This is a genomic window from Arthrobacter dokdonellae, from assembly GCF_003268655.1.
In the GTDB taxonomy this organism is placed as follows: domain Bacteria; phylum Actinomycetota; class Actinomycetes; order Actinomycetales; family Micrococcaceae; genus Specibacter; species Specibacter dokdonellae.
Genome location: NZ_CP029642.1, coordinates 3,694,240 through 3,707,375, shown reverse-complemented (window position 1 = coordinate 3,707,375; position 13,136 = coordinate 3,694,240). Strand labels below are relative to the sequence as shown.

Genomic DNA, 13,136 nt, shown 5'->3' with positions numbered 1-13,136 from the left:
ATGGCAGACTGGCCCGAGGCTGTGCCCGTTCTCACGTAGACTGGTCACGCCACTTTTAGGCAGCCACAGATTGGGAGCAATTTCGTGCCATCACTTCTTGAGCGGGTCCTTCGCACCGGCGATCGCAAGACGCTCAAACGCCTCAACGTGCTTGCTGACGCCATTGATTTGCTGGAGGAGCCCTTCCAGACGTTCACGGATGCCGAGCTGCGCGAGGAAACGGACAAGCTGAAACTGCGCCACCAAGACGGAGAGTCGCTCGACGACCTTCTGCCAGAGGCGTTCGCAGCGGTCCGCGAGGCATCGTCCCGCACCCTGGGACTGCGGCACTTCCGCGTCCAGCTCATGGGTGGCGCAGCACTCCACCTGGGCAACATTGCCGAAATGAAGACCGGTGAAGGCAAGACCCTCGTGGCGACGGCCCCGGCCTTCCTCAACTCGCTGACCGGCAAGGGTGTCCACGTGGTCACCGTGAACGACTACCTGGCCGAATACCAGTCTGACCTCATGGGCCGCGTTTTCCGCTTCCTCGGCCAGAGCAGCGGCTGCATCATCTCCAACCAGGACCCTGCCGTGCGGCGCGCACAGTACGCCGCGGACATCACCTACGGCACCAACAACGAGTTTGGCTTTGACTACCTGCGAGACAATATGGCCTGGAGCAAGGATGAGCTGGTCCAGCGGGGCCACAATTATGCGATCGTGGACGAGGTCGACTCCATCCTCATTGACGAGGCCCGCACGCCGCTGATCATCTCCGGGCCTGCGTCCGGGGACGCCAACCGCTGGTACAGCGAGTTTGCCAAGGTGGTCCTGCGCCTGGACGTCGAGGACGACTACGAAGTCGACGAGAAGAAGCGCACCGTGGGCGTCCTGGAGAGCGGCATTGAAAAGGTCGAGGACTACCTGGGCATATCCAACCTCTACGAATCCGCAAACACGCCGCTGATCGGTTTCCTCAACAACGCCATCAAGGCCAAGGAACTGTTCAAGCGCGACAAGGACTACGTCATCATGGACGGCGAAGTCCTCATTGTCGACGAGCACACCGGCCGCATCCTTGCCGGCCGCCGCTACAACGAGGGCATGCACCAGGCCATCGAGGCAAAGGAAGGGGTTGAGATCAAGGCTGAAAACCAGACTTTGGCCACGGTTACCCTACAGAACTACTTCCGCCTCTACGACAAGCTCTCCGGCATGACCGGCACGGCCGAGACCGAGGCCGCCGAGTTTATGGGCACCTACTCCCTCGGCGTTGTCCCAATCCCCACGAACATGCCCATGAAGCGCGCGGACCAGCCGGATCTGGTGTACAAGAACGAGATCGTCAAGTTCGACGCCGTGGTGGAGGACATTGCCCAGCGGCACGAAACCGGGCAGCCGGTCCTGGTCGGCACCACCAGCGTGGAGAAGAGCGAATACCTCTCCAAGAAGCTGGCCGAAAGGGGTATCAAGCACGAAGTCCTGAACGCGAAGAACCACGCCCGTGAAGCCGCGATCGTGGCCCAGGCGGGGCGGCGCGGGGCCGTTACCGTCGCCACGAACATGGCCGGCCGCGGCACCGACATCATGCTCGGCGGAAACGCCGAGTTCAACGCCGTCGCCGCCCTGGCCGCGAAGGGCCTGGACCCGGAGGAAACCCCGGAGGAGTACGAGGCTGCCTGGCACGAGGCGTTCGAGGCCGCCAAGCTGGCTGTCAAGGATGAACACGAGGCCGTGCTGGAGGCCGGCGGACTGTACGTGCTGGGTACCGAGCGCCACGAGTCGCGCCGCATTGACAACCAGTTGCGCGGCCGTTCCGGACGCCAGGGCGATCCCGGGGAGTCGCGCTTCTACCTCTCGCTCACCGACGACCTGATGCGCCTGTTCAATTCCGGTGCGGCGGAGCGGCTCATGTCACGCTCCTCCATGCCGGACGACGTCGCACTGGAGTCCAAGCTGGTGTCCAAGGCCATCGCGTCGGCCCAGGGCCAGGTGGAGGGCCGCAACGCCGAACAGCGCAAGAACGTCCTGAAATACGATGACGTCCTGAACCGCCAGCGCGAGGCCATCTACGGGGACCGCCGTCGGATCCTGGAAGGGGACGACCTGCATGAAAAGGTCCAGTTCTTCCTGGAGGACACGGTCAATGAAATCATCGACGCAACCCTCAGCGGGGGGCATCCGGGAGACTGGGACTTCCACTCGCTGTGGGCCAACCTGCGTACCATCTACCCTGTCACCGTCACGGTGGACGAGATCGCCGAGGAAGCCGGCGGTGAGGGCCGCATCACCGCCGAGATGCTCAAGACCGAGCTGCTCTCCGACGCCCAGGTCGCCTACCGCGAACGCGAGGCCGCCCTGGGCTCGGAGACGATGCGCGAACTGGAGCGGCGCGTGGTGCTCTCCGTGGTGGGCCGCAAATGGCAGGAACACCTTTACGAGATGGACTACCTCAAGGAAGGCATTGGGCTGCGGGCCATGGCGCAACGCGATCCGCTCGTGGAATACCAGCGCGAAGGCTTCGAGATGTTCCAGTCCATGATGGCCGCCATCCGCGAGGAAAGCGTGGGCTTCCTGTTCAACCTGGAGGTCCAGGTTGAACATGCCCCCGAGACTGCGGTGGGCGTCGTAGCCGGGGCTCCGGCCGGATTGATGGAGCGGGTGGCCGGAGTGGACGCCGAGGTTGCGCATGCGGCCGGCGAGGCGGCGGAGCACGGCGCGGTGCGGATCATGGCACCCGGTCTCGAGGCCCCGGAACGCCCCGCCCAGCTCCAGTTCACGGCCCCGGACGCCCAGGGCGACGCCGAGACGCACGTGGAGCGGCGTTCCAGCGGCGACGGCCTGCCGCCGTCGGCCAAGCGTGCCGGCAACAAGAACGCAAAATCGGCCAAAAAGAAAAAGAAGCGCTAACCGATCTGCAGCGCCGTCACCTTCCAGGTGCCCCGCGTTTCCTCGAAGCGCATGGCGATGGCCCGGAACCTCGCCTTGTCGGCGACCACGACGGACGTCTCGTAGATTCCGGGGGCTATGGCGCTGCAGTGGGTCGAATGGACGATGGGCTGGTGGTGGAGGACGCTGACGTTCCCCCCGTGTCCCGTCTCGGAGCGGTGCCTGCTTTCCGCCTGACAGGCGGCGGCGTGCAGCCTGGCCCGCGTGGTCAGTGCGCTGAAGCATCTGGTGTCCAGCCAGCGTGAGAGCTGCTGGACGGAGCGCACACCGCTGAGGACCTCCAGGGCAGCCTGCGCGATGCGGCGCGACATCTCGGCCACGAGGGCACGCTCCGGTGCTCTGGGGTCCAGCACGGTGGCGCCGCCGTGCGCCGACGTGCCGCTGTGCAGATCGGCGCCACTCCTGTGCAGATCGGTGCGGCCCTGCGCAGCGGTTCCGCGGCCCGGACGCGGCGTCATTTTGACCACCGCTCCTTCCGTGCCCGAGCCACTGTCACGGCCAGTGCCCTGGAGGGCCGGGGCCGGACGTGCGACCAGCTTCGCGCTCGCCGGCGCGGTCTCCTCGATGGCCCTGATGTTCATCGTGTCTCCTTCGAACGTTCGTCGCTGTTCCTGTAAATCGATGTCCCGGTAAGACGGACCGCCGGCGCTGTGGCGCCGTGGCGGCGTGAGGGCCGTGGGACCAGCCCTAGCCGCCAGGGGCGTGCAGCACCTGCCCGGGCAGGATGATGTTGGGATCGCTGCCGATGACGCTGCGGTTGGCGCGGTACCACTCCGGCCATGCTTGGGCCACCTCCACATCGGTGGCATAGGGGCCAAGTGCGGCAGCAACGATGCTCCACAGGCTGTCGCCGCCGCGCACCACCACCTCGCCGTTGTCGGCACCCTTAGCGACCGCGTTCCGCGGCGGGCGTGACTGGCCACGGGCCAACGGGCCGGGGTCCACGGCAGGGGCCTGCGGGGTCCACGCGGGGTGGGCCCGCTGGGTCCCGGGCCGGGCCTTGGACTTGGCTGGGTCTGCGGCCTCGGCGGTGGATTCCGCCAAGCCGGGCGCTGCGGGATGGGCAGTCTTGACAATGAAGGGCGCCTCCGCCGCGGGGCCCGCGTGCCACGTCGGGTCGATGGGCCCCGGGCCGTCTGCCATCGCCGCCGGGGCCGCCATGAGGTTGAGTCCCAGCACCACCGCCGCCAGCCGCCGCATGAATGCCGGAGTCCAGGCGCCGGTCAGGGAGGCCAGACGGGGCCTGCCATGCAGCCGGGCCAGCCCGGAAATAAAGGCGCATGCCAGGGCGGCCAGCCACCACAGGGCGACGGCAAAGCCGATCCCCGCTGCGGCGGCACCCACCGCCTCCGCGAGATCCAGGGGTGCGGACGGGTGCGGTCCGCTGCTCCGGCGGCGCAGCACGGCGCCCCCGGTAAAGACCAGCGACGCACCGAGGAAGAGGATCGCGGCCGTCATGACGGCGTCCGCAGCAGCCTGTCTCTTCATGGTCCGGACTCCTCCTCGTTATGTTTTGACACTGTTTAGTGCAGTTTGATGACTGTGGAACTATTTTGAACCAATACGCGTCGTGTTGTCCAGCCCCGGCCAAAGTGCTGTGGACAACGTGACGTGCCAGGCGGGCACTGTGGGGTGGTTGACGATGTCCCGCGCGGAGCCTAACGTGGCGGAATGCGATGGGACGCACTGTTTGGGGACTTGGATGCGCAGTGGCATGCCGCCACACAGCAGGAACTCGAGCGCCACGTCAACGAGCTAGCCCGGGTGGAGGCGTCACAAGTGGGGCTGGCGGACGCTCTCCGGGGCTCGCTGGGACGTGACATTGCCGCTGTGTTGCGGGACGGCGTCGTCCATCATGGGACGCTGCAGCGGGTCGAGGCGCAGTGGATGCTCATGGACACGGGCGGCTTGTCGGTGGTGCTGCCGCTGGCGAAGCTCATGCAGGTGCGGGGGACGGGCGCTGCCAGGGTCGTCCCGCAGGGTAGGGTGCGCTACAGCCTGGCCTCTGCCTTGCGCATCTTGGCGCGCAACAGGACGGTGGTGATGCTGGGCCTGGAGTCTGCGCAGCCGGCCGGCGTGCGCGGGGTGCTGGACCAGGTGGGCGCGGACTTTGTGGTGGTCGCGCAGTTGGCCGACGGCGAGGCTAGGGCCCGCGACAACCGGCAGGGCAGCGTCATGGTCGCGTTGGACGCGGTGATGTCGGTGACGTCCTCACGTGAGAACGAGTTCTAGCCGGCGGACTCCGAGTGTTCGCGACCCGGGTGGCTGCCGGTTGCGAGCATGTCCCGGGCCGCGGCGTGCCGGTCATCGATGAACTTCTCGAACTTGGCGGCATCGACCCGCCACTGTCCGCGCCCGCCGATCTGGAAGGCTGGAAGTTCACCGCTGCGCACCAGCGAGTAGCATGCGGCGGCCGAGATCTGGAGTTCTTCGGCCACATCGGCCAGGGTCAGGAATCTAGGCATGCAACCATTATCACTCCCTTTGCAATCTTTTGTTCCGGTTATCCACCGTTTGTCCCCCCCTGACGACCGGCCAGCGCCGTTCGAATTGTCCACAGTTTTGGTGCGGGGTCTTTCACGGCAGGCCATTCAACGGTAGAAATGAAGGCAATGCGGTCCGCGCCTACGCGGCCGCTGCAGTCCACGCGGCCACTCCCCGTGTCTGGGGAGGCCCCGGCGTGGCGGGTCTCGCCAGGAGGAACCACGCGGATGGACGCACAAGGAAGGGCGCCACGACTGGCCAAGCCCTCATGGAAGGATCCGCGGTTTTTCGTGGGGATACTGCTGGTCCTGGCGTCGGTTGCCGGGGTGGTCGCCTTGGTGGGTGGGGCCGACAGGACCGTTCCCGCCTACGTGGCGAAGGACGCGCTGGTGGTTGGCCAGACCATCACCCGTGATTCATTTGACATCGTCCAGGTGCGGCTGGGCGATCTTGAGGCGAAGTACCTGGACCCAGGAAGGGCTCTGCCCGGGCACGCCGTGGCCGTGCGCATGGTGCCCAAGGGCGAACTGGTGCCGGCCAGCAGCATCGGTGGCACCGACGCGCTTGATCGCAAGACTGCGCCGGTGAGCGTCACCGAACCGCTGCCGAAGGAAGTTGTCGCCGGCTCGCATGTGGACGTCTGGGTTGCCCTGCCGGATGAACGCAACGGGTACCGGGAGCCGGTCCTCATGTTGCCCGGTGCCGAAGTGGCCGCGGTGAATGACGCCACCACCAGCTTGGGATCGGGCAAGAGCACCCAGTTGATGGTCCTGGTGACCGACGTCCAGATGCCCAAGTTCCTCGGGGCCGTCGCCAACAAGGCGAAGGTGTCGGTCGTGTGGAATCCAGGGGGACCGCGATGAGCCCGGTGACAGTGGTGGCGGTGGGGGACACCGCGGACAACGCCGTTGCGGCGCTGGAGAGCAGCCGCGGGCCAGTCGCGGTGGTCCGGCGCTGCCCCGAGCTGCCCGGGCTGCTGGCGGCCTGTCAAAGCGGACTGGCGCAGGTGGCCGTCGTGGCCGCGGGCACGGACGGGCTGACGGCGACCTTGGTCGACCGCCTGACCGCGGTCGGCGTCAGCGTTGTGGCCGTGGCAGCCACCCCGGCCGAGGCGGCACGGCTGCGCAGCATCGGTGCATGGCCCCTGAGTGGAATCGCGACTGCCGAGCAGCTCACCGAGTCCGTGCTGGCTGCGGTCAGAGCCCGCCGGCACCATCAGTCCGCATCCTTTGGGTTCCCGATGGCGGTGTCGCCTTCCGCTGGTTCCTTGTCGCCTGACGACGCCGGGCGGGAGGCGTCCGCCGTTCCGCAGCCCGGCGGCCAGGTGGCTCGAAACCACAGTTCCGCCGCCCGGAACCCCGGTTCCGCCGACGGGCGCACCGCAGACTGGGCTGCGGGCGACGGTGGCGCCCGGAATGACCTCGCCGGGCGTAAGGGCTCCGGCTCCAGCAGCCCCGGGCGGGCGCCTGGAGGGCGGGCGCCGGCGGCCGACGGGCAGGAGGGGTGGGCCGGCGTCGACCCCGTGCCTGTCCAAGGCGCGGCAATGGCAGCCAGTTCACCGGACACGGTCGGGACACCGGGCGCGGACGGGACGGCGGACGTGGGTGGGGCGCCGTCGGGCCAACTCCGGGACGGTCCACGTGCCGTCCACCGGACCGAACGCGGCGGCCCGGCCGGTGCCCCGTCTGGGAACGGCAAATCCGGGGGCGCCCCTGCCTCCGGCAGGAGTGGCCTTTCAAGGCTTGCAGCCCTGGTGGCAGCAGCCGTCCCGGGGCCGTCACTGCTTCGTCGACGGGGCACCCTGCCGGGAGGCGGCCGTGCCCGCACGAAGGCAGCCGGCGCCGGCGCTCCAACGCCGGAGCGCCGGCGGGGCAGCGCCCAGGCGGCCGCGGCAGGAAGCGCGGCCGCTGCCAGCGGACCCGCCGCTCCACGGATGTTTGCCGTGTGGGGACCGATCGGGTCGCCGGGACGCACGCTCGTCGCGGTCAACATGGCGGGCGAACTTGCCGCGCAGGGGCGCCGTGTCATGTTGGTTGACGCCGACAGCTATGGGGCCAGCGTTGCGGCCAGCCTTGGCCTACTGGACGAGTCGGCGTCCTTCGCGCAGGCGTGCCGGGTGGCGGACCAGGGCCTGCTGACTGTGGACGAACTGGCGCGCATCAGTTCCGAGGTGGTCTGTGCAGGCGGCACGTTTTCGCTCCTGACGGGCCTGACGCGCTCCGACAGGTGGCCGGAACTCCGTGCGGCCGCGGTGGAACGGGTGCTTGAGGCTGCGCTCTCCCTGGTGGACACCGTGGTGGTTGACTGCGGTTTCTGCCTGGAAACCGATGAGGAACTGAGCTATGACACCATGGCGCCGCGGCGCAACGCGGCAACCCTCGCCGCGCTGGCACAGGCGGACACCGTCTTCGCGGTGGGAAGTTCGGACGCCGTGGGCATCCCCCGGCTCATCCGGGCGCTGGCGGACCTGCCCGAGGCCTGCGCGGGGGCGGACATCAAGGTGGTGTTGAACAAGGTCCGGAAAAGGGCTGCAGGAGGCTCGCCCGTGAAGGCGGTGGAAGACGCCTGGCGGCGCTTCGGCCCGGTGCTGCCCATCAGCCATGTGCTTCCCTGGGAGCCCGACGTCCCGGCGCGGGCATTGCTGGAAGGCAGGCTGCTGCAGGAACTGGCGCCGGACTCGCCGCTGCGCCTGGCCATCCGAGACATGTGTTGTGCACTTGTCCAAGGGAATGCGAGAACTGCTGTATCAAGCGCCACAGCGAGGCCCGGGAATCCGGGCTAGGCTCGGGATGAGGCCGCAAAGAAGCGGTCTTTTACTCTTTGACGGAGGCGTTTATTTTATGTCGTCCAATTCCCCCACGACCGGGTCACTGCAGGATTCCGCCCAAGCGGTCTCCACTGACCAACAGTTCATCACCGACTACTACGTGCAGCTGTCCGACGAAGACACTGCCGAGTATGACGCCGCCATCCTCAATGCCCGGGCGCTGACCCACAGGGCACTGGCCGCGGAGCGGGCCTCCGGCACGGTCAAGGTGGAGGTCTTGGACGAGCGCGACGCCAGCGTGGTGTACATCGTGACGGACGACATGCCGTTCCTGGTCGACTCCGTCAGCGCAGAGCTGGTACACGAAAACCTGGCCATCCACCTGGTGACTCACCCCATGTTCGTGGTGTCCCGGGACAGGGGGACGCACGTCCTGGCCGCCATCCACAAAGTTCCCTCCCACGCCGGTGTTGCCAGCGGCGACACGTCCACCATGCCCAGCATTGCCCACCTGGTCGCTGACGGCGACAACACCTCGCACCTCGAATCATGGATTGCCGTCGAAATCGACAAGGTGGACGACGACGCCAAGGCGCGCCTCGTGGAGGGGCTCACCAAGGTCCTCGGAAATGTCCGTGCCGCTGTCGAGGACTGGCCGGCCATGCGTGACAAGGCCCTCAGCCGGGCCGAGGTGCTGGCCACGGAACTGGCCGGCGAACATATTTCCGACATCCGCGAGGCCGAGGATTTGCTGCATTGGATGGACGCCGGCAACTTCACGTTCCTGGGCTACCGCGAATACGACTTGGTCAAGCAGGACGGCGAGGACGTGTTGGTCAACCGCGAGGGCAGCGGTTTGGGCCTGCTGCGGGACGGTTCCAGCCACCCCACTGTCCAGCACCTGACCACCACCGGCCGGCGCAAGGCCCGGGAGAAGCGGGTCCTGGTCATCACCAAGGCGAACTCCCGCTCCACGGTGCACCGCGCCGCGTACCTTGACTACATCGGCATCAAGTCCTTTGACTCCCAAGGCAACGTCAACGGCGAGCAGCGCTTCATCGGACTCTTTGCCTCGTCCGTGTACACCGGCTCCGTCCGCAACATTCCCGTGGTGCGTGAAAAGGTCGACGCCGTGTTGCGCCACTTCGGCTTCCCTCCGGACTCGCACTCGGGCAAGGACCTGTTCGCCGTCCTGGAAACCTATCCGCGCGATGAACTGTTCCAGATTGAAACTGCACAACTGATTGAAACCGCCGAAGGCATCCTGCGGCTGCAAGAGCGCCGACGCACCAGGCTGTTCCTGCGCCCGGACATTTACGGGCGCTTCATGTCGGCGCTCATCTTCATCCCCCGCGACCGCTACACCACGGCCGTGCGCCGGCGCATTGAGGACGAGCTCACCCGGACCTTCGACGCCGTCTCCATCGACTTCGAGGCCAGGATGAGCGAGTCGGCACTGGCCCGGCTGTTCTTCCGCATCCGCCTGTCCAAGGACTTCCACGTCCCGGCCGATCTGCAGTCAGCCGAACTGGAACGGCGCCTGGTCATGGCCGCCCGCTCCTGGCCCGAGGGCATCGCCCAGGTGTTGCGCGAGACCCAGCCGCTGGAAGTGGCTGAACACCTGGCCGCCAAGTGGTCCGATGCCTTCCCCGCCAGCTACCGCGTGGACTTCGAGGTTGAGGACGCACTGGAGGACATCAGGCGCTTCGAAGACTTCGACAGCCAGTACAAGCAGGTGGCCGAAACCGGCGGGACACCGGAGGCGTGCGCGCCCGGGATGAACGTCTACCTGCCCGGCGGCGCCGTCGACGGCCGGCCGGGCGACGCACGCGTCAAGCTGTACATGGCCCACCCGCAGAGCCTGAGCCAAATCCTCCCCTTCTTCCACAACCTCGGCATCGAGGTCATCGATGAACGGCCCTTCGAAATTGAAACCTCCGACAGGCGTGACTTCTTCCTGTACGACCTCGGCCTGAAGTACCCGGCCGGCGTCGACCCGCTCGAAACCGCCGCGCTGCTCACCGGAGCCTTCGGTGCCGCCACGACGGGGGCCAGCGAATCGGACCTCTTTGACCGGCTGGTGCTGACCGAGGGCATGGAATGGCGGCAAATCGTCATCCTGCGCGCCTACGCCAAGTACCTGCGCCAAATGGGAAACACCAACTCCTTCGGCTTCATCGCCGACACCCTCCTTCACAACGTGGCCGTGACGCGGGCGCTCGTGGAGCTCTTTGAAACCCGATTCGACCCGCGGAGTGAGGACGCCACCCGCGCCGGGCGCGTTGCGGAGGTGCACGGCCGTCTGGACGCCGCCCTGGAAAGTGTCCCGACCCTGGACGCCGACAGGGTGCTGCGCACCATCGCCAACCTGATCGACGCCACGCTGCGCACCAACTATTACCGCGGCCGCGACTTCCTCAGCCTGAAGTTTGACCCCTCGCAGATCGCCGGGCTGCCGTTCCCGCGCCCCATGTTCGAAATCTGGGTCTACTCGCCCAGGGTCGAGGGCGTGCACCTGCGCTTTGGCAAGGTGGCCCGGGGCGGGCTGCGCTGGTCGGACCGCCGTGAGGACTTCCGCACCGAAGTCCTCGGCCTGGTCAAGGCCCAGACCGTCAAGAACGCCGTGATCGTCCCCACCGGCGCCAAGGGAGGCTTCTTCCCCAAGGCGCTGCCCAACCCCTCCGTTGACCGCGGGGCGTGGATCGCCGAAGGCCGGGAAAGCTACAAGACCTTTATTCGTGGACTGCTGGACGTCACCGACAACCTGGTGGCCACGGAGGGCGGCGAGGTGGTGGTCCCGCCGGAAAACGTGGTGCGCCACGACGCCGACGACACCTACCTGGTGGTGGCCGCGGACAAGGGCACCGCGTCCTTCTCCGACACCGCCAACGCCATCTCCGCGGAATACGGTTTCTGGCTCGGCGACGCGTTCGCCTCCGGCGGCTCGGTGGGCTATGACCACAAGGCCATGGGCATCACCGCCCGCGGCGCCTGGGAGTCCGTCAAGCGGCACTTCAGCGAGTTCGACGTCGACACCCAGACCGAGGAGTTCACGGCTGTTGGCATCGGGGACATGTCCGGGGACGTGTTCGGCAACGGCCTGCTGCGGACCCGCCACGTCAAGCTGGTGGCGGCGTTCGACCACCGCGACATCTTCCTGGATCCCCATCCCGAGCCCGGCATCGCCTATGACGAACGCCAGCGGCTGTACAACCTGCCACGCTCGTCCTGGCAGGACTACAACAAGGAGCTGATCAGTGAAGGCGGGGGGGTCTACTCCCGGACGTTGAAGTCGATCCCCATCACCGAGCAGGTCCGGACCGCGCTGGGCCTGCCGGACGGCACGGTCAAGCTCAGCCCGCCGGAACTGCTGCGCGCCGTCCTGCTGGCGCCCGCCGACCTGCTTTACAACGGCGGCATCGGCACGTACATCAAGGCCAGCACCGAGAGCAATGCGCAGGTGGGGGACAAGACCAACGACGCCATCCGCGTCGACGGCAAGGACCTGCGCGTGAAAGTCGTCGGTGAAGGCGGAAACCTGGGCATGACGCAGCACGGACGCGTCGAGGCTGCGCTGCACGGGGTCATCCTGAATACCGACGCCATCGACAACTCCGCCGGAGTGGATTGCTCGGACCACGAGGTGAACATCAAGATCTTTGTGGACCGCATGGTGGCCGCCGGAAAGATCGAGCCAAGCGAACGCACCGACTTTCTCATGTCCATGACGGACGAAATAGGGCATCTGGTCCTTGAGGACAACATTGACCAGAACGTGCTGCTGCTCAACGACCGCCAGCGCGTGGTCGAGTGGAGCCCCAGCTACGAACGGTTCATGGACTGGCTGGAGGAACACGGTGATCTGGACCGTGCCATCGAGGCCTTGCCCACCAACGATGAACTGCATGAGCGGCTGCAGGGCGGGCAGGGGCTGACATCCCCCGAGCTGGCGGTGTTGGCGGCCTATGCCAAGATGGAGCTGGCCACCGCGCTCTCCGCAAGCGACCTCGCCGACGATCCCTGGTTCAAGCGGACGCTGCGCCGCTACTTCCCCCGGGAAGTGGCCGCACGCTTTGACGCGGAACTCGATTCGCACCCGCTGCGCCGCGAAATCATTGCCACCGTTGTTGCCAACGACATGGTGAACCTGGGCGGGATCACCTTCGCCTTCCGGGCCATGGAGGAATCCTCGGCGGACGAGACCGCGATCGCGAAGGCGTTTGTGGCGCTGCACGAGATCTTCGACTTCCAGTCCATGACGACGGCCCTGCGCGAACTGCCGCCGTCGTTCCCCACGGACCAGTGGTGCACCGTGCAGCTCGACATGCGCCGCCTGCTGGACCGAGCCCTGCGCTGGCTGGTCAACGAACGCAGCGGCCAGCGCAGCATCGAGGAGGTCATCGGCCAGTTCAAGCCCGTGGTCGCCTCGGTGGGCGGGCGCCTTGCCGGCTTCGTGCAGGGGGTCGACGCCCTTCGTGTCCAGTCCTGGTACGACCGTGCCAAATCCTTCAACATGCCCGACGCACTGGGCCGGCAGTGGGCGGAACTCTTTGAGTCCTTCCCGCTGCTGGACGTCGCCAAGGTCAGCCGCGACATCGACGAACCCATCGATGATGTGGCACGCGTCTACTACGCGCTCTACAACAGGTACGGGGTGGATGAGCTGCTGGAACGCATCACGGCGCTGCCGCGCAACGACCGCTGGCAGGCGCTGGCACGTGCCGCCCTGCGCGACGACCTGTACGCGACCACCGCGGACATGACGCGGAACGTCATGCACAACACGGAGAAGGGCCTCTCCACCGAGGACCGCATTGCCGGCTGGGAGGCTCAGAACAAGGAGCAGCTGGCCAGGGCCACGAAGATGTTCGCGGAGGTCAACGAGCTCGAACAAGACGACATGGCCTCGTTGTCGGTAGCATTGAGGCTCTTGCGTTCAATCGTCCGGCGCTAG

Annotated in this window: 8 protein-coding genes; 5 read left to right on the top strand and 3 right to left on the bottom strand. The window is 66.9% G+C overall.

Going from position 1 to position 13,136, the window contains the following annotated elements; genetic code table 11:
• Positions 1-84 precede the first annotated feature (84 nt).
• Positions 85-2,892, top strand: coding sequence for a preprotein translocase subunit SecA (gene secA / locus DMB86_RS16485; RefSeq protein ID WP_113718741.1), 2,808 nt, complete (start codon positions 85-87; stop codon positions 2,890-2,892).
• On the opposite strand, the gene DMB86_RS16480 is transcribed toward secA, so the two are convergent.
• A complete protein-coding gene (locus tag DMB86_RS16480) occupies positions 2,889-3,512 on the bottom strand; it encodes an Rv3235 family protein (RefSeq protein WP_113718740.1) in 624 nt (207 codons plus the stop codon). The genes secA and DMB86_RS16480 overlap by 4 nt on opposite strands.
• Before the next feature lie 106 nt (positions 3,513-3,618).
• Positions 3,619-4,419 (bottom strand): LysM peptidoglycan-binding domain-containing protein, encoded by an 801-nt coding sequence (locus DMB86_RS16475; protein WP_113718739.1) that lies wholly within the window; start codon positions 4,417-4,419, stop codon positions 3,619-3,621.
• A 183-nt stretch (positions 4,420-4,602) separates the two neighbouring features.
• On the opposite strand from DMB86_RS16475, the gene DMB86_RS16470 reads away from it, so the two are divergent.
• The gene (locus tag DMB86_RS16470; RefSeq protein WP_113718738.1) at positions 4,603-5,163 is read left to right on the top strand and encodes a hypothetical protein; all 561 of its coding nucleotides are present in this window, start codon (positions 4,603-4,605) and stop codon (positions 5,161-5,163) included.
• Here DMB86_RS16470 and DMB86_RS16465 read toward each other — a convergent pair.
• Complete coding sequence (locus tag DMB86_RS16465) at positions 5,160-5,396, bottom strand: helix-turn-helix domain-containing protein (RefSeq protein WP_113718737.1); 237 nt, start codon at positions 5,394-5,396, stop codon at positions 5,160-5,162. The genes DMB86_RS16470 and DMB86_RS16465 overlap by 4 nt on opposite strands.
• A gap of 246 nt (positions 5,397-5,642) precedes the next feature.
• Here DMB86_RS16465 and DMB86_RS16460 point away from each other — a divergent pair, with 246 nt between their 5' ends.
• From DMB86_RS16460 to DMB86_RS16450, 3 genes are read left to right on the top strand one after another with little or no spacing between them, the layout of a single operon-like run.
• Entirely contained in the window at positions 5,643-6,278 is a 636-nt protein-coding gene (locus DMB86_RS16460; RefSeq protein ID WP_113718736.1) for a CpaB family protein, read from the top strand.
• Positions 6,275-8,197, top strand: coding sequence for a nucleotide-binding protein (locus DMB86_RS21165; RefSeq protein WP_227878444.1), 1,923 nt, complete (start codon positions 6,275-6,277; stop codon positions 8,195-8,197). The genes DMB86_RS16460 and DMB86_RS21165 overlap by 4 nt, the downstream gene beginning before the upstream one ends.
• Positions 8,198-8,255: 58 nt before the next feature.
• Positions 8,256-13,136, top strand: coding sequence for an NAD-glutamate dehydrogenase (locus DMB86_RS16450; protein ID WP_113718735.1), 4,881 nt, complete (start codon positions 8,256-8,258; stop codon positions 13,134-13,136).

Excerpts from the sequence above, each read along its gene's own strand:
- DMB86_RS21165 (WP_227878444.1), top strand. The coding sequence starts at position 6,275 with ATGAGCCCGGTGACAGTGGTGGCGGTGGGGGACACCGCGGACAACGCC.
- DMB86_RS16460 (WP_113718736.1), top strand. The coding sequence starts at position 5,643 with ATGGACGCACAAGGAAGGGCGCCACGACTGGCCAAGCCCTCATGGAAG.
- DMB86_RS16470 (WP_113718738.1), top strand. The coding sequence starts at position 4,603 with ATGCGATGGGACGCACTGTTTGGGGACTTGGATGCGCAGTGGCATGCC.
- DMB86_RS16465 (WP_113718737.1), bottom strand. The coding sequence starts at position 5,396 with ATGCCTAGATTCCTGACCCTGGCCGATGTGGCCGAAGAACTCCAGATC.
- DMB86_RS16450 (WP_113718735.1), top strand. The coding sequence starts at position 8,256 with ATGTCGTCCAATTCCCCCACGACCGGGTCACTGCAGGATTCCGCCCAA.
- DMB86_RS16480 (WP_113718740.1), bottom strand. The coding sequence starts at position 3,512 with ATGAACATCAGGGCCATCGAGGAGACCGCGCCGGCGAGCGCGAAGCTG.
- DMB86_RS16475 (WP_113718739.1), bottom strand. The coding sequence starts at position 4,419 with ATGAAGAGACAGGCTGCTGCGGACGCCGTCATGACGGCCGCGATCCTC.